The sequence below is a fragment of the Mesorhizobium sp. WSM1343 genome, assembly GCF_055901535.1.
Genome location: NZ_CM148370.1, coordinates 4,205,016 through 4,219,491, shown reverse-complemented (window position 1 = coordinate 4,219,491; position 14,476 = coordinate 4,205,016). Strand labels below are relative to the sequence as shown.

14 protein-coding genes are annotated in these 14,476 nt (G+C 61.7%); 9 read left to right on the top strand and 5 right to left on the bottom strand.

Annotation, left to right across the window (positions count from 1 at the left end; all coding sequences use genetic code 11):
* Positions 1-2: 2 nt before the first annotated feature.
* From AC0NIL_RS20645 to AC0NIL_RS20635, 3 genes are read right to left on the bottom strand one after another with little or no spacing between them, the layout of a single operon-like run.
* A complete protein-coding gene (locus AC0NIL_RS20645; RefSeq protein ID WP_127367115.1) occupies positions 3-1,220 on the bottom strand; it encodes a c-type cytochrome in 1,218 nt (405 codons plus the stop codon).
* Complete coding sequence (locus AC0NIL_RS20640) at positions 1,217-2,983, bottom strand: GMC family oxidoreductase (RefSeq protein ID WP_024503527.1); 1,767 nt, start codon at positions 2,981-2,983, stop codon at positions 1,217-1,219. The genes AC0NIL_RS20645 and AC0NIL_RS20640 overlap by 4 nt, the downstream gene beginning before the upstream one ends.
* A 2-nt stretch (positions 2,984-2,985) precedes the next feature.
* On the bottom strand, positions 2,986-3,612 hold the full coding sequence (locus AC0NIL_RS20635) for a gluconate 2-dehydrogenase subunit 3 family protein (RefSeq protein ID WP_473573376.1): 627 nt from the start codon (positions 3,610-3,612) through the stop codon (positions 2,986-2,988).
* A gap of 588 nt (positions 3,613-4,200) precedes the next feature.
* On the opposite strand from AC0NIL_RS20635, the gene AC0NIL_RS20630 reads away from it, so the two are divergent.
* On the top strand, positions 4,201-4,638 hold the full coding sequence (locus AC0NIL_RS20630; RefSeq protein ID WP_473573375.1) for a VOC family protein: 438 nt from the start codon (positions 4,201-4,203) through the stop codon (positions 4,636-4,638).
* 10 nt (positions 4,639-4,648) lie between these two features.
* Here AC0NIL_RS20630 and AC0NIL_RS20625 read toward each other — a convergent pair whose 3' ends face one another.
* Positions 4,649-4,954 (bottom strand): ribbon-helix-helix domain-containing protein, encoded by a 306-nt coding sequence (locus tag AC0NIL_RS20625; RefSeq protein ID WP_063167926.1) that lies wholly within the window; start codon positions 4,952-4,954, stop codon positions 4,649-4,651.
* Positions 4,955-5,162: 208 nt separating this feature from the next.
* Between AC0NIL_RS20625 and AC0NIL_RS20620 the strand changes: the two genes are divergently transcribed.
* The 3 genes from AC0NIL_RS20620 to AC0NIL_RS20610 all read left to right on the top strand — a co-directional run bounded on the left by AC0NIL_RS20620 (position 5,163) and on the right by AC0NIL_RS20610 (position 7,788).
* The gene (locus tag AC0NIL_RS20620) at positions 5,163-5,558 is read left to right on the top strand and encodes a VOC family protein (protein WP_027161507.1); all 396 of its coding nucleotides are present in this window, start codon (positions 5,163-5,165) and stop codon (positions 5,556-5,558) included.
* 81 nt (positions 5,559-5,639) lie between these two features.
* On the top strand, positions 5,640-6,170 hold the full coding sequence (locus AC0NIL_RS20615; RefSeq protein WP_473573374.1) for a gluconate 2-dehydrogenase subunit 3 family protein: 531 nt from the start codon (positions 5,640-5,642) through the stop codon (positions 6,168-6,170).
* Positions 6,171-6,216: 46 nt separating this feature from the next.
* A complete protein-coding gene (locus tag AC0NIL_RS20610; RefSeq protein ID WP_013531851.1) occupies positions 6,217-7,788 on the top strand; it encodes a GMC family oxidoreductase in 1,572 nt (523 codons plus the stop codon).
* 64 nt (positions 7,789-7,852) lie between these two features.
* On the opposite strand, the gene AC0NIL_RS20605 is transcribed toward AC0NIL_RS20610, so the two are convergent.
* Positions 7,853-8,266: a hypothetical protein gene (locus AC0NIL_RS20605; protein WP_337122261.1), complete on the bottom strand. Its 414-nt coding sequence runs from the start codon at positions 8,264-8,266 to the stop codon at positions 7,853-7,855.
* Between the two features lie 312 nt (positions 8,267-8,578).
* Here AC0NIL_RS20605 and urtA point away from each other — a divergent pair, with 312 nt between their 5' ends.
* The 5 genes from urtA (at position 8,579) to urtE (ending at position 14,347) form a co-directional block, all read left to right on the top strand.
* Positions 8,579-9,889 carry an urea ABC transporter substrate-binding protein gene (urtA, locus tag AC0NIL_RS20600; protein WP_013531849.1) on the top strand — a complete coding sequence of 437 codons (1,311 nt, stop codon included), beginning with the start codon at positions 8,579-8,581 and terminating at the stop codon, positions 9,887-9,889.
* 97 nt (positions 9,890-9,986) lie between these two features.
* Positions 9,987-11,600, top strand: coding sequence for an urea ABC transporter permease subunit UrtB (urtB, locus tag AC0NIL_RS20595; protein ID WP_473573372.1), 1,614 nt, complete (start codon positions 9,987-9,989; stop codon positions 11,598-11,600).
* Positions 11,597-12,829 (top strand): urea ABC transporter permease subunit UrtC, encoded by a 1,233-nt coding sequence (urtC, locus tag AC0NIL_RS20590; RefSeq protein ID WP_473573370.1) that lies wholly within the window; start codon positions 11,597-11,599, stop codon positions 12,827-12,829. The genes urtB and urtC overlap by 4 nt, the downstream gene beginning before the upstream one ends.
* A 6-nt stretch (positions 12,830-12,835) precedes the next feature.
* Positions 12,836-13,582, top strand: a complete 747-nt coding sequence (gene urtD, locus AC0NIL_RS20585) for an urea ABC transporter ATP-binding protein UrtD (RefSeq protein WP_013531846.1) — start codon at positions 12,836-12,838, stop codon at positions 13,580-13,582.
* A gap of 69 nt (positions 13,583-13,651) precedes the next feature.
* Positions 13,652-14,347 (top strand): urea ABC transporter ATP-binding subunit UrtE, encoded by a 696-nt coding sequence (gene urtE / locus AC0NIL_RS20580; RefSeq protein ID WP_013531845.1) that lies wholly within the window; start codon positions 13,652-13,654, stop codon positions 14,345-14,347.
* The last annotated feature ends 129 nt before the right edge of the window (positions 14,348-14,476 follow it).

Here is a 14,476-nt window from a genome sequence, read left to right as displayed (position 1 = left end):
GTCTACTGGGTCAATCCCTTGCGTACGGCGGCGACATCGCCGGACGAGACTGCAGGAGCCGCGTTGCCCCAACTGGCGCGCACATAGGTCAAGACGTCGGCGACCTCCTGGTCTTTCAGGCGCCAGGCCAGGGAAGGCATGGCGGGCGTCGTCGGTGCATCGGCCGTGTGCACGGCCTGGCTGCCGGCAAGGACGAGCCGTGCCAGTGTTTCGGAACTGCCCTGCGCGACGATCGAATTGCCGGCAAGGGAAGGGAAAAGCGCGCCTGACCCGGCACCATCTCCACCATGGCAGGCCGAGCAATTGTCGCGATAGATTGCCTCGCCCGCGGTCATCCGTGTTGCGTCAGGCTTTGCCGGTTGGGCGCTGTCGACATCCGAGCCCAGGCTCTTGAGGTAGACTGCAACCGCCTTGAGATCGGGATCGGTCATTTTCGACGTGGAGTTCTCGATGGCCTCCGCCATCGGACCGGAGGCAATCGAATGCGCATTGACGCCGGTCTTGAGGTATTTCACCAAATCCTCTTCCGACCATTTGCCCAGGCCCGATTGCGCATTGTTGGTGATGTCGGGGGCAAACCAGCCCTGCAGGGAGGCACCTTGCAGGAACTCGCTGTCCTTATCGGCGCCAAGGAAGGATTTGGGCGAGTGGCAGGTGCCGCAATGGCCCGCGCCCTGGACGATATAAGCGCCGCGATTCCACTCCGCCGACTTGGAGGGATCCGGCTGAAAGCTTGCTTCGGTGAAGTTGAGGGCATTCCAGCCCAGCATCGCCAGCCGGATGTTCAACGGGAACGGCAGCTGATTGGCTTCGACCTTGTTCGATACCGGTTGAACCGTCGTCAGATAGGCCCACAAGTCGGAAATGTCCCGATCGTTCATCCTGGTATAGGCGGGGTAGGGCATTGCGGGGTAGAGCCGCACACCATTGTGGCCGATGCCTGACTTCATCATGCTGCGGAAGTCGGCTTCCGACCAACTGCCGATGCCCGTCTCGCGGTCAGGCGTTATGTTGGGCGGCACAAGCGCGCCGAACGGCGTTTCGAGCGGCAGGCCGCCGGCCAGCGGTTTGCCCTCGGCTCGCGTATGACAGCCTGCACAGTCGCCGAGCACCGCCTGATACTGTCCACGTATGATCTGGTCCGCCTGGTCGGCACTCCATGCCGGGCCGCCAGTGAGGGCCGCAGCACCGATGGCGAGCGTGAGAACGAGCTTGTTCATGCCTGCACCAGGGGTGCACCGGGATTGCGCAGATATTGATTGCGGATGGCATCGGCGGCGCGGAAAGCGAGCGCGCCGACCGTTCCTGTCGGATTTTTGCCGGCATTCTGCGGGAAGGCCGACGCACCGATGACAAAGACATTGGGGACGTCCCAGCTCTGGAGGAAGGTGTTGACCGCGCTCTTCTTCGGGTCCGTTCCCATGATGGCGCCGCCCGTATTGTGGGTGCTCTGGTAGGGGACGCTGTCCCAGCCTTTCTTGCGGCGGCTGACGGCGTACTGCTTGCCGCCGAGCGCCTTGGCGATTTCCTCCATCCGGTCGCAGACATAGTTCGACATGCGGATGTCGTTGTCGGGAAAATCGAACGTCATGCGCATCAGCGGCCGCCCGAAACGGTCCTTGTAGGTCGGGTCGAGGTCGAGGTAGTTGTTGCGCGTCGCGTAGCTGCTTCCCTGGGACGAGTAGCCAAGCGTGCTCTTGTAGCCCTCGACCGTTGCCTTCTTCCAGGCGCTGCCCCATTTCGGCGTGCCGGGCAGGGTCGGCCTGGTTCCGATCGGGCGCCCGTTGGTGGGAATGCAGTTGATGCCCGCACCGCCGACGAAGTCCAGCGCGCCGTGGTCGAACGCGTCACCATTGTAATCGTCGATCGTCTGGCCGAGCGCGCCTGCGGCGATGAACGGGTTGAAGTTCTTGTCGTCGAAGAACACCTGCACGCCGGCGTTTGTCTGGTAGCAGTAATTGCGCCCAACCGTTCCTTCGCCGCTGCCGGGGTCGTAGATCTTGCCGATGCCGGACAGCATCATCAGCCGGGCATTGTGCAGGCCGTAGGCGCACAGCAGCACCAGATCGGCCGGCTGGAAGTACTCCTCGCCTGAGGTATCGACGTAGGTCACGCCGCGCGCCGACTTGCCTCCGGGAGCCAGATCGACATGCAGTACCTCGCTGTCGGTGCGGACTTCGAAATTGGACTTCTTCATCAGCACCGGAAGGACGGTGGTCTGGGCGCTCGACTTCGAATAGTTGGCACAGCCGAAGCGTTCGCAGAATCCGCAATAGGTGCATTGACCCATGGCGATGCCGAGCGGGTTGACATAGGCCCGCGACATGTTGGCGGATGGGGTCGGGAAGGGATGCAGGCCGATCGACCGGCCGACCTCGGCGAACAGGGTTGGCGCGTAGGTCATCTGCATCGGCGGGTTCGGATAATCCCGCGACCTTGGATCCTCGAACGGATTGCCGCCTTCCTGCAACTGCCCCTTGATATTGCCGGCCTTGCCCGAGATGCCCGCCAGATACTCGAACTGGTCGTAATAGGGCTCCATCTCCGCGCCGGTCACGCCCCAGTCCTCGACCTGGAGATCGGCGATTCTCGATGCACCATATTTCTTCGTCAGATTGGTCTTTATCTGAAAGTCTGAATCCCAGAACCGCCAGGTGTGGCCGTTCCAGTGGACGCCGGCGCCGCCGACGCCGTTGCCGGGGAGGAAGGAGCCGAAATCGCGCATCGGCAGCGCCTTCTGCGACGGGTCGTTGCGCACCGTCATGGTTTCCACGGCGGGCTGCAGGAAGAGGTCGCGCCGGATGCTGTAGCGCAACTCATCCTGCGCGTAGCCGATGTTGAAATCGGTTGCCGTATCGCGCCAGGGGCCGCGTTCTATAGCCACCACGTCCAGGCCCTGATCGGTCAATTCGTGGGCCAGAATGGATCCCGTCCAGCCGAGGCCGACGATCACGACGTCTTTGCGAGGCAGTATCTTGGTCATGATCAGGCGCCTTTGCCGAGCCATTCGGGGCGCCCGATGATCGAGACAGGCGGCTGCGGATATGGCTGATTGTGTTTGCTGACATGGTCGCGGTAGTCGTAGCGGGCGCCTGGAAAACCAAGCATGCGCCACGAGACCATGTCCTTGTTGCCGCCATAGACGGGGTCGGCAAAGAACCCCTCCATGGTGTTCTGCAGCAGAAGCCCGAAGAAACCCGGCCCCTTGACGCCATTGGGCAGGTCGACCTTCCCGGCCTCCATAGCCGTCAGGAAGGCATCCTGTTCGGCCGGTGTGAGCTCGACGAATGTCTTGCCGTCCCGCTGTTTCAGGAAAGCGTCGATGGCGGCAAGCCCGGTGCGGTAACGCTGCGCCGGATTGGCCTCGCCCTGATAGCCCTGGGTGGGCAGTCCAGGCAGAAACGGGCCTTGCGTGTAAAGCCGGCTCGACGCACCGAACGCCCCCATCAACTGCCTGTCGATATAGACGGCGCAACCGGCTTCCTTGCCGCCCATGCTGAGTTCGTCGGCCGGAATGATGCGGTCGACGATCGCCTCGACTAGAGCTGCTTCCTGGGCCGAGAAAAAGTGCCAGCCGCCTGCCACGACCTGCGTCGGTGGATCGGATGCCATTGGCGTCCAGGGCAAAGTGCCCGAGAACGATCGCGCAAAACCGGCCGATGTCGCGGTTGCCGTAAACATTGCGACCGAGGACAGGAAAAGACGCCGATTCATTCGGACAGGGTTGCGACGGTTCATATTAGGAATCTCAAAAATAAGAGAGCACGCTTGGGAAGTGATTCCCAAGTATTCATGACAACGATAGTTAGGTTAAGCCGCAGATCGAATGCCGATAGACTGCGAGATGAAAATGACCTCGTCAACCACATCACAAAATCGTTAGCGAGGGTTTGGTCTACTGTCGATCAGGTCTGCTTGTGCTGTTGGAAGCCGGTTTTCGCCCGGAACTTGGGCTGCAGCGTCGCCTCTTGCAGAGCGTCCTGGCGTACGCGGCCGAATACTGGACCGATAGAAACAGCATCGTGCCATCAGGCATGAATGAGGGACAGCCACAGACCGGCTGGCGTTCGAGGTAGTGGTCGACACCAGGGCGCCACCGCGACGTATCACGAGGCGTTCCGGACCCCTTGATCATACCTGCTCAGCTGGCAAGCAGCCTAATGAGTTTACGACCTGGACGACGCCTTGTAGACTGAACACATGGCGCTCAAACGGATGGACAACATAGGAATCGTCGTCGATGACCTCGAAGAGACGATTGGTTTCTTTGGCGAGCTCGGCCTTGAGCTCGAAGGGCGGGCCACGATCGAAGGAGAATGGGCCGGACGTGTCACTGGACTGGGCGATCAACGCGTCGAGATTGCCATGATGCGGACGCCGGACGGCCACAGCCGGCTCGAACTGTCCCGCTTCCTCACGCCGCCTGTCGTCTCGGATCACCGCAATGCCCCGGTTAACGCCCTCGGCTACCTCCGCGTCATGTTCGCCGTGGACGACATTGACGAGACGCTTGAAAGGCTCCGCAATCGCGGTGCGCGGCTCGAAGGCGAAGTTGTCCAGTATAGAGACGTGTATCGGCTCTGCTACATTCGAGGGCCCGGAGGGCTTCTCATAGGGCTCGCGCAAGAACTAAGCTGAGCGCAATGCGCTAAGCGGCCTGCCGCTTCGGCACCATCTGCTCATCCATCCCCGGCCGATGGCCGCGCAGATAGAGCGCGCAGGTGGTGCGCAGCATCGACGCAAAGTTCGGGATGGCGCCGTTGATCTCTATGGCTTCGTCATAGAGCTTGGAGATGAATTTCGGCGTCGTCAGGTTCTGGTTTTCGGCGATCTCGTCAAGCAACGCCCAGAACGTCGCTTCGAGCTGGATGCTGGTCGAGTGACCGTCGATGCGAATCGAGCGGTTGATCTGGCGATAGCCTTCGGGGTCCTGGCCCGCAAACACCCTGCACATCCGACAAACCTCCCATGATTGTTGGTCTTGGGTGGACGGGCGTGCAGTTTGATACTGCTTGACCTGTCCCCACACGTATTCTCGGGCAAAATTGCCGGTCCGGCAATCGGACTTTCGTCCCGTTCGCGGCTGCGGGCGTGGTAACCGGCTGCCACCACCTTTTATCCGTGCCGCGCATAATCGCCTCCACACCAGCGCGGAGACTAATTTGGCCAAGGCGATCCACAGTATGATCCGGGTTCTCGACGAGACCCGATCGGTCGATTTCTACAGAAACGCCTTCGGGCTCAATGTCGCCGACAGGCTGGATTTCGAGACGTTCACGCTCCTTTACCTCAGCAATGCCGAGGCAGGGTTCGAGCTCGAACTGACCGTGAACAAGGATCGGCAGGAAGCTTACGGGCTCGGCGACGGCTACGGTCACTTCGCTGTCTCCGTCGCCGACCTCGACAGCGAACATGACCGTCTCGGTGCGCTTGGCCTGAATCCGAAGAAGATCGTCGAGTTCAACCGCGACGGATCGCTGATCGCCCGCTTTTTCTTCATCGAGGACCCCGACGGCTACAAGATCGAGGTTCTGCAGCGCGGAGGTCGCTTCCAATAGGAGACATAGCAGTCGCGCCGGCAGGTGCGGCGCCAGCAAACGCACTCTCAACAGTGCACATAGCAAGCAGGGAGGAATAAAATGGTCACGATCTATGACGCGAAGCCCGGGCTTTCACGTCGCGAGCTTCTCAAACGCGGCGGCATCGGCGCGCTGCTCGTCATCTCCGGTAGCGCCGTCATCAGTCCTGAACATGCCTGGGGGCTCGAGACATCGGCACTCAAGCCCGAAACCATGGCGACGCTGATCCAGATGGCGCGCGACATCTATCCGCACGATCAGGTGCCGGACAAATACTACGCCATTGCCGTGAAAGGTCATGACGAGCAGGCCGGCAAGGACGCCGCCTACAAGGCGATGCTCGAGGATGGCATCGCCGACCTCGACAAGAAATCCGGTGGCGGCGGCTATCGCGGCCTTGGCTGGGAGGACCAGCGGGTCGCGATGCTGAAGCAGATCGAGGCGACGCCGTTTTTCCAGGCCATCAGAGGCGGCCTTGTGGTCGGCCTCTACAACCAGAAAGAGGTGTGGTCGATCTTCGGCTACGAGGGCGAGTCCTATTCCAAGGGCGGCTACATCGCGCGCGGTTTCGACGACATTGAGTGGCTCTGAGCTCCGTCGTTCCTGAACCCGCAAACAGAAATCATGGGAGGAAACCATGGCAGCTTCATTTGATCTGAACAACGACGGCGTGGTCGTCATCATCGGTTCGGGCGCCGGCGGCGGCACGCTCGGCAACGAACTTGCCCAGAAGGGTGTCGACGTCGTCATCCTGGAAGCCGGCGCGCGCCACGAATACGAGGATTTCGTCAATGACGAGTGGGGTTCGTTCGCCCAGCTCGCCTGGACCGACAAGCGCACCACGTCCGGCGACTGGCGCGTGGCAAAGGATTTTCCGAACCTGCCGGCCTGGATCGTCAAGTCGGTCGGCGGTTCGACCACGCATTGGGCGGGAGCCTCGCTGCGCTTCCAGGAGCACGAGTTCAAGACGCTCTCGACCTATGGCAAACTGGAAGGCGCCAACCTGCTCGATTGGCCGATCACGCTGGCCGAGATGGAGCCCTACTACGCCAAGGCCGAGGCCAAGATGGGCGTCACCGGCACCAATGACTGGCCGCGGCTGCCGGGCAACAACAATTTCAAGGTGTTGAAGGCCGGCGCCGACAAGCTCGGCTACAAGGAATGCCACACCGGCAACATGGCCATCAACTCGGTCGATCGCGACGATCGTAATTCCTGCCAGCAAACCGGCTTCTGCTTCCAGGGCTGTAAATGGGGCGCCAAATGGTCGACGCTCTACACCGAGATCCCCAAGGGCGAGGCGACAGGCCATCTCGAAGTCAGGCCGAATGCCATGGCGATCAAGATCAATCACGACGCCAGCGGAAAGGTGACCGGCGTCGTCTACGCCGACAAGGACGGCAAGCTGCAGGAGCAGAAGGCGCGCATCGTCGCGGTTGCCGGCAACTCGATCGAGAGCCCAAGGCTGCTGCTCAATTCGGCGTCGGGAAAATTCCCCGATGGGCTTGCCAACTCGTCGGGCCAGGTCGGCAAGAACTACATGCGCCACACCACCGGCTCGGTCTATGCCATCTTCGACAGGCCGGTGCATATGTATCGCGGCACCACCATGGCCGGCATCATCCGCGACGAGGCGCGGCATGATCCGTCGCGTGGGTTCGTGGGCGGCTACGAGTTCGAGACGCTGTCGCTCGGCCTGCCGTTCATGGCCGCATTCCTCGATCCGGGCGCCTGGGGGCGCTCGTTCACCACCGCACTCGATCACTACGACCACATGGCCGGCCTGTGGATCGTCGGTGAGGACATGCCGCGCGCGGAGAACCGCATCACGCTGCATGCAGACGAGAAGGACGCGCACGGCATGCCGATCGCCGACGTGCATTTCGACGACCATCCGAACGACACGGCGATGCGTAACCACGCCTACAAACAGGCTACGGCACTTTACGATGCGGTCGGCGCCACCCGCACCTTCCCGACGCCACCCTATCCGTCGACTCACAATCTCGGCACCAACCGGATGAGCGAGAAAGCGGAAGACGGGGTCGTCAACAAGCACGGCCAGGCGCACGACATCAAGAACCTGTTCGTGTCGGACGGCAGCCAGTTCACCACCGGGGCCGCCGAAAACCCGACCCTGACGATCGTGTCGCTGGCGATCCGCCAGGCCGACTACATCGCCGCGCAGATGTCGGCAAAGACGATCTAGTCACATCCTCCCGACGGACTGCTGGCGCGGAACCCGCAAGGTTCCGCGCCTTTTTCTTGCCGCCTTATTGCTTGGTGCAGGTCGATGCGGTGAAGGCGCCGTCGGGTTGCTTCATGATGATGTCGAAGGAGGGCACGGTTTCGCCGTCCAGCGTCGCCTGGGTCAGCGACAGCGAGTTGCCGCCGGCGGTGTAGCCGCCCAGTGGTCCCAGCCAGGAAATCACGCCGTTCGCATCCATTTGGTAGTTGTACCCTTGCTGAGCGGGGCCGAAGACGCCGAGGCTGGTGTAGACAGGGCCGCTGTAGACGTTCCCCTTGATGGTGATGTCGCCGAGGCTGAGGAACATGCCAAGCAGGTACACTTCGCAATGATAGGTGCCGTCAGGCATCTTGCCATCGCTGAAATCGGCTCGCGCGGCTCCGGTTGCTGCGGCCAGAAGCAGTATGCCGATGAAAAAGCGTGAAATCCTTGAAATCATGACGTCGCTCGTTTGAAGAGCGAGCTTGCCCTATTTTTGCACCGCGCCGCAACATCGGTCGCCCAAGGCGCCGCTATTGAGATCAAAATCTAGGCAGCCTCAGAGAATGAGCGAAAATTAGGCAAAAACTGTGTAAGCTGCGCAAATTTCCCTCAATCGATTTCTGGCCGGCTCTCTTTGTTTTGGAAGCCCTATGTTCCAAGGCGCTGATATCTATGAACTATTTGTACCCTTTCGGGATCGCTGGAGCGGTTGGCATGGGGGTTGCATTGTAGTGTTGCGGTGCAATCAACTAGCTTGGGAGTCCGTAATATGAGGGGTAATTTCTCGACAATAACAAAAATGTTTTCGGCTGGTGCGGTCGCCGCCGGCCTGTTGATGTCGGCTCCGGCCAAGGCCGCCGACGACACGATCAAGGTCGGCATTCTCCATTCGCTCTCGGGGACCATGGCGATTTCGGAGACGACACTGAAGGACGCCATGCTGATGCTCATCGACGAGCAGAACGCCAAGGGCGGCCTGCTCGGCAAGAAGCTCGAGGCGGTGGTCGTCGATCCGGCTTCCAACTGGCCGCTGTTTGCCGAAAAGGCGCGCGAACTGATCTCCAAGGACAAGGTCGCGGCGGTGTTCGGCTGCTGGACCTCGGTGTCGCGCAAATCGGTGCTGCCGGTGTTCTCCGAACTCGACAACATCCTGTTCTATCCGGTCCAGTATGAGGGCGAGGAGAGCGAGCGCAACGTGTTCTACACGGGTGCGGCGCCGAACCAGCAGGCGATCCCGGCGGTCGACTATCTGATGAGCGAGGACGGCGGTTCGGTTAAGCGCTGGGTGCTGGAAGGCACCGACTACGTCTATCCGCGCACCACCAACAAGATCCTCGAGGCCTATCTGAAGGCCAAGGGCGTGGCGGCTGAAGACATCATGGTCAATTACACGCCGTTCGGCTTCTCCGACTGGCAGACCGAGGTTTCGGCGATCAAGAAGTTCGGTTCGGCCGGCAAGAAGACCGCCGTCGTCTCCACCGTCAACGGCGACGCCAACGTGCCGTTCTACAAGGAACTCGGCAACCAGGGCATCAAGGCCGAGGACATTCCGGTCATGGCCTTCTCGGTCGGCGAGGAAGAGCTTGCAGGTCTCGACACCGCGCCGCTGGTCGGCCATCTCGCCGCCTGGAACTATTTCGAGAGCATCGATACGCCCGAGAACAAGAAGTTCATCGCCGACTGGCACAAGTTCATCAAGAACGACAAGCGCACCACCAACGACCCGATGGAGGCCCATTATATCGGCTTCAACATGTGGGTGAAGGCGGTCGAGAAGGCCGGCACCACCGATCCGGACAAGGTCATCGACGCCATGATCGGCGTGTCGGTGCCGAACCTGACCGGCGGCTATTCGACGATGATGCCGAACCACCACATCACCAAGCCGGTGCTGATCGGCGAAATCCAGGCCGACGGCCAGTTCGAGACCGTGTCGCGCACGCCGGGCCTGGTGATGGGCGACGAATGGTCCGACTATCTGCCTGATTCCAAGGACCTGATCTCGGATTGGCGCGCGCCTCTGTCCTGCGGCAACTTTAATGTTGCCACCGGCAAGTGCGGCGGCAAGGGCACGAACTGATCCCTCCCAGGGCTGACCCAGTCAGACCGCGCGCGTCCGGACGGCTTCCTCCGCCGTCCGGACGCCCACTTCAACCTTCAGGGGTTACCAGAAACCGATGACCTTAATCCGCACGGGTTTGATGCTGTTGTTCCTGCTGGCGACACTGTCGTCATCGGGCGCTGGCGAAACCGATCTGCGCGGCATGATCGCCAAATTCGCCACGGCCAAGGGCTTTTCCGAGATCGGAGCCGTCGTCCACGAACTGGCAGCCGCTGGCGACCCGGCGGTGGAGCGGCCGCTTGCGGCACTTGCCGACGGCAACCTCTATGTCCGCAAGGCCGATTCCCTGGTGTTTGTCGGCAAGGAAGCGGGCGAGAGCGTCCAGCTTTCCGACCCGTTGAGCGGGGAGGCATCGGGTGAGGCGGCCAAGGACGGCATCACCAAGATCAAGGTCAACAACACGCTGCGTCGCGTCATCCGCGATGCGTTGGGCACGCTGACGCTCGGCGCCAAGGATCCGGCTGTCCGCATCGCCGCCGCCGACACCATGTTCAAGACACCTGACGCCGCAAATATCGCCCCCCTCGATACGGCGATCGCCGGTGAGGCCGTGGCCAGCGTCAAGGCTCTGCTCGAACAGGCCCGTGCCGCGTCAGTTCTTGTCTCGGATCGGCCCGAAGCCGACAAGCTCGCCGCCATCGCGCTTATCGGGGCACGGGGCGATCGCGATGCTGTTTCGCTGCTCACTTCGGTCGTGGCGAATTCCACCGACGCGGTTAGGCAAGCGGCGACAGCCGCGATCGCCAACATCAATTCGACGCTGGCCTTCTGGGACGCCGGGCAGAACGTCTGGTACGGCATCTCGCTGGGCTCGGTGCTGCTGCTGGCGGCAATCGGCCTCGCCATCACGTTCGGCGTCATGGGCGTCATCAACATGGCGCATGGCGAGATGGTCATGCTCGGCGCCTACACGACCTTCGTCGTCCAGCAGGTGATCCGTACATCCTTCCCGGACCTGTTCGACTGGTCGCTGGTCATCGCACTGCCGCTCGCGTTTCTCGTCGCGGCCCTGGTTGGCCTGATCATCGAGCGCGGTGTCATCCGCTTCCTCTATGGCCGGCCGCTTGAAACGCTGCTGGCGACATGGGGCGTCTCGCTGATCCTGCAACAGGCCGTGCGCTCAATCTTCGGGCCGACCAACCAGGAGGTCGGCAACCCATCCTGGATGTCGGGCTCGTTCAATGTCGGACAGTTGGCGATCACCCGGAACCGCCTGTGGATCCTGTTTTTCGCGCTCGCTGTCTTCGGCATCCTGCTCTACGTGATGAAGCGCACGCCCTGGGGCCTGCAGATGCGCGCCGTCACCGCCAACCGGCGCATGGCTGCCTCGATGGGCATCAGGACGCCGTGGGTCGACGCGCTGACCTTCGCGCTCGGCTCCGGCATTGCCGGCATTGCCGGCGTCGCGCTGAGCCAGATCGACAACGTCTCGCCCAATCTCGGCCGCGGGTACATCATCGACAGCTTCATGGTCGTTGTCTTCGGCGGCGTCGGCAATCTGTGGGGCACGCTGGTCGGCGCCTTCTCGCTCGGCATCGTCAACAAGTTCCTCGAGCCTTATGCGGGCGCGGTGCTCGGCAAGATCGTCGTGCTGGTGCTGATCATCCTGTTCATCCAGAAGCGCCCGCGCGGCCTGTTCGCGCTCAAGGGCAGGGCGGTGGAAGCATGATCACGGGACGCTTCTTTGCCGCCGGCGCGGACCGCCGCATCGCGATCACGATCTTCATCCTGCTGGCGGTGGCCGTCATCGTGCCGTTGCTCAACCTTGCGGTGTCTCCCGCCAGCGCCTTCTACATCCCATCCTACATCGTCGCGCTGACCGGCAAATATCTCTGCTACGCGCTGCTTGCCTTGGCGCTCGACCTGGTCTGGGGCTATTGCGGCATTCTTTCGCTCGGTCACGGCGCCTTCTTCGCGCTCGGCGGCTATGCAATGGGCATGTATCTGATGCGCCAGATCGGCTCGCGCGGCGTCTATGGCAATCCCGTCTTGCCCGACTTCATGGTGTTCCTGAACTACAAGGAACTGCCATGGTTCTGGTATGGCTTCGACCATTTCTGGTTCGCCGGCCTTATGGTGCTCGCGGTGCCTGGCCTGCTGGCTTTCGTCTTCGGCTGGTTCGCCTTCCGCAGCCGCGTCACCGGCGTTTATCTCTCCATCATTACCCAGGCGATGACGTATGCGCTGCTGCTTGCCTTTTTCCGCAACGATATGGGGTTCGGCGGCAACAACGGCCTGACCGATTTCAAGGATATTCTGGGCTTCAACGTGCAGGCCGACGCGACGCGCTCGGCGCTGTTTGCCGCCAGCGCGGTGATGCTGGCACTTGCCGTCTTCGTCACCTGGGCGATCGTCGGCTCAAAATACGGCAAGCTCTTGATGGCGGTACGCGATGCCGAGAGCCGCACGCGCTTTCTCGGCTGGCGGGCGGAGAACGTGAAACTGTTCGCCTTCACCGTCTCGGCCGTCATGGCCGGCATAGCCGGTGCGCTCTACGTGCCGCAGGTCGGCATCATCAATCCGGGTGAATTCGAGCCGGCCAATTCGATTGAAGTCGTCGTCTGGGCGGCTGTCGGCGGGCGCGGCACCATTGTCGGGCCGATCATCGGTGCGTTGCTGGTCAATGCCGGAAAATCCTGGTTCACCGGCGTACTGCCGGAGTTCTGGCTGTTTGCACTGGGTGGGCTGTTCGTCGCCGTCACGCTTTTGCTGCCCAAGGGCATCATCGGCATGTGGGATTCCTGGCGCGGCAACGCCAAGGCGTTGCGAGCTGCTTCGATTGCCGAGGAAGCCGGCACCGATGCCGATGTCTCGCCGCCGGCGAAAATCGTTCGCAGTGAAGCAAGAAAGCCAGGTGACTGGTCCGCCAGCAACCCCGAACCACAGCCGGCGGAGTGAGCGACCATGTCAAAGTCGAACACGATCCTTTATCTCGACGGCGTCTCGGTCTCCTTCGACGGCTTTCGCGCCATCAACAATCTGTCGCTGGTGCTCGACAAGGGCGAGATGCGCGCCATCATCGGCCCCAACGGCGCCGGCAAGACGACGATGATGGACATCGTCACCGGCAAGACGCGGCCCGACGAGGGCGAGGTGTTCTTCGACGGCCAAGTCGATCTCACCAAGCACGACGAGGCCGAGATCGCCATGATGGGCATTGGCCGTAAATTCCAGAAGCCGACCGTCTTCGAAAGCCACACGATCGAGGAAAACCTGATGCTGGCGCTGAAGGGTCCTCGCTCGATCTTCCCGGCGCTGTTTCACCGCCGCTCGGCCGCCGAGACGCGGCAGATCGATGACATCCTCGGCATCATCCGGCTTGGCGACAAGCGTGACGAACTGGCGGCCAATCTCAGCCATGGGCAAAAGCAGTGGCTGGAGATCGGCATGCTCTTGGCGCAGGACCCGAAACTGCTTCTGGTTGACGAGCCGGTCGCCGGCATGACCGATGCCGAGACCGAGGAAACCGCGCGGCTGCTCAAGGATATCGCCCGCGACCATTCGGTCATCGTCGTCGAGCACGACATGCATTTCGTGCGCGAGCTCGGCGTCAAGGTCACCTGCCTGCATGAAGGCTCGGTGCTCTCGGAAGGCACACTCGATTTCGTGTCGGCCGACGAGCGTGTCGTCGAAGTCTATCTGGGGAGATGAGCGTGGTCTGGCGGGTTCAATTCCATCACTTCGATCTGTCGTTTCTCAAATTCTGGAGAAAGCGCTGACATGCTCGAAGTTTCCAATGCCACGCTGCACTACGGCGCCGCCCAGGCGCTGCGCGGCGTGTCGCTGAAGGCGGGCGCCGGCAAGATCACCTGCGTGCTCGGCCGCAACGGCGTCGGTAAGACCAGTTTGATGAGATCGATCGTCGGCCACCACCGGCTGACGAGCGGAAGCGTTGCCTTCGAGGGGAAGGCGCTCGACCGGAGCGCGGCGTATGACCGCGCCCGGTCGGGCATCGCATTCGTACCGCAGGGCAGGGAGGTCTTTCCGCTGCTCACCGTGCGGGAGAACCTGGAATCAGGCTTTGCGCCGCTGAGGCGAGCCGACCGCAACATTCCGGCGCATGTCTTCGAATTGTTCCCTGTGCTGAAGCAGATGCTCGGCCGTCGCGGCGGCGATCTTTCCGGCGGCCAGCAGCAACAGCTCGCCATCGGGCGGGCGCTGGTGATGCGGCCGAAACTGCTCGTGCTCGATGAACCGACCGAGGGCATACAGCCGTCGATCATTAAGGACATCGGCCGCGCCATCCGCTATCTACGCGACCAGGCGGGCATCGCCGTGCTTTTGGTCGAACAATATCTCGATTTCTGCCGCGAGCTCGCCGACGAGGTCAACATCATGGACCGGGGCGTGATCGTCCATACCGGCCCGGCTGAAGATTTAGACCGGGCTGATGTGCGGAAGTTCCTTACCGTCTAGCATTGGCGGTGAACTTCAGTTGGCGATCCGAAGTTCTTGCCAAGTCCAATATTTCTCCATCCGATCACCTGCGTCTCTGGCACGCTCAATATCGCGTGCTAGTCTTTTCCATGGCTTTGTGAGTCGGCC

Bases quoted from the DNA above. Each gene is read 5' to 3' on its own strand.
- AC0NIL_RS20645 (WP_127367115.1), bottom strand. From the start codon at position 1,220: ATGAACAAGCTCGTTCTCACGCTCGCCATCGGTGCTGCGGCCCTCACT.
- AC0NIL_RS20640 (WP_024503527.1), bottom strand. From the start codon at position 2,983: ATGACCAAGATACTGCCTCGCAAAGACGTCGTGATCGTCGGCCTCGGC.
- AC0NIL_RS20635 (WP_473573376.1), bottom strand. From the start codon at position 3,612: ATGGCATCCGATCCACCGACGCAGGTCGTGGCAGGCGGCTGGCACTTT.
- AC0NIL_RS20630 (WP_473573375.1), top strand. From the start codon at position 4,201: ATGGCGCTCAAACGGATGGACAACATAGGAATCGTCGTCGATGACCTC.
- AC0NIL_RS20625 (WP_063167926.1), bottom strand. From the start codon at position 4,954: ATGTGCAGGGTGTTTGCGGGCCAGGACCCCGAAGGCTATCGCCAGATC.
- AC0NIL_RS20615 (WP_473573374.1), top strand. From the start codon at position 5,640: ATGGTCACGATCTATGACGCGAAGCCCGGGCTTTCACGTCGCGAGCTT.
- AC0NIL_RS20610 (WP_013531851.1), top strand. From the start codon at position 6,217: ATGGCAGCTTCATTTGATCTGAACAACGACGGCGTGGTCGTCATCATC.
- AC0NIL_RS20605 (WP_337122261.1), bottom strand. From the start codon at position 8,266: ATGATTTCAAGGATTTCACGCTTTTTCATCGGCATACTGCTTCTGGCC.
- urtA (WP_013531849.1), top strand. From the start codon at position 8,579: ATGAGGGGTAATTTCTCGACAATAACAAAAATGTTTTCGGCTGGTGCG.
- urtB (WP_473573372.1), top strand. From the start codon at position 9,987: ATGACCTTAATCCGCACGGGTTTGATGCTGTTGTTCCTGCTGGCGACA.
- urtC (WP_473573370.1), top strand. From the start codon at position 11,597: ATGATCACGGGACGCTTCTTTGCCGCCGGCGCGGACCGCCGCATCGCG.
- urtD (WP_013531846.1), top strand. From the start codon at position 12,836: ATGTCAAAGTCGAACACGATCCTTTATCTCGACGGCGTCTCGGTCTCC.
- urtE (WP_013531845.1), top strand. From the start codon at position 13,652: ATGCTCGAAGTTTCCAATGCCACGCTGCACTACGGCGCCGCCCAGGCG.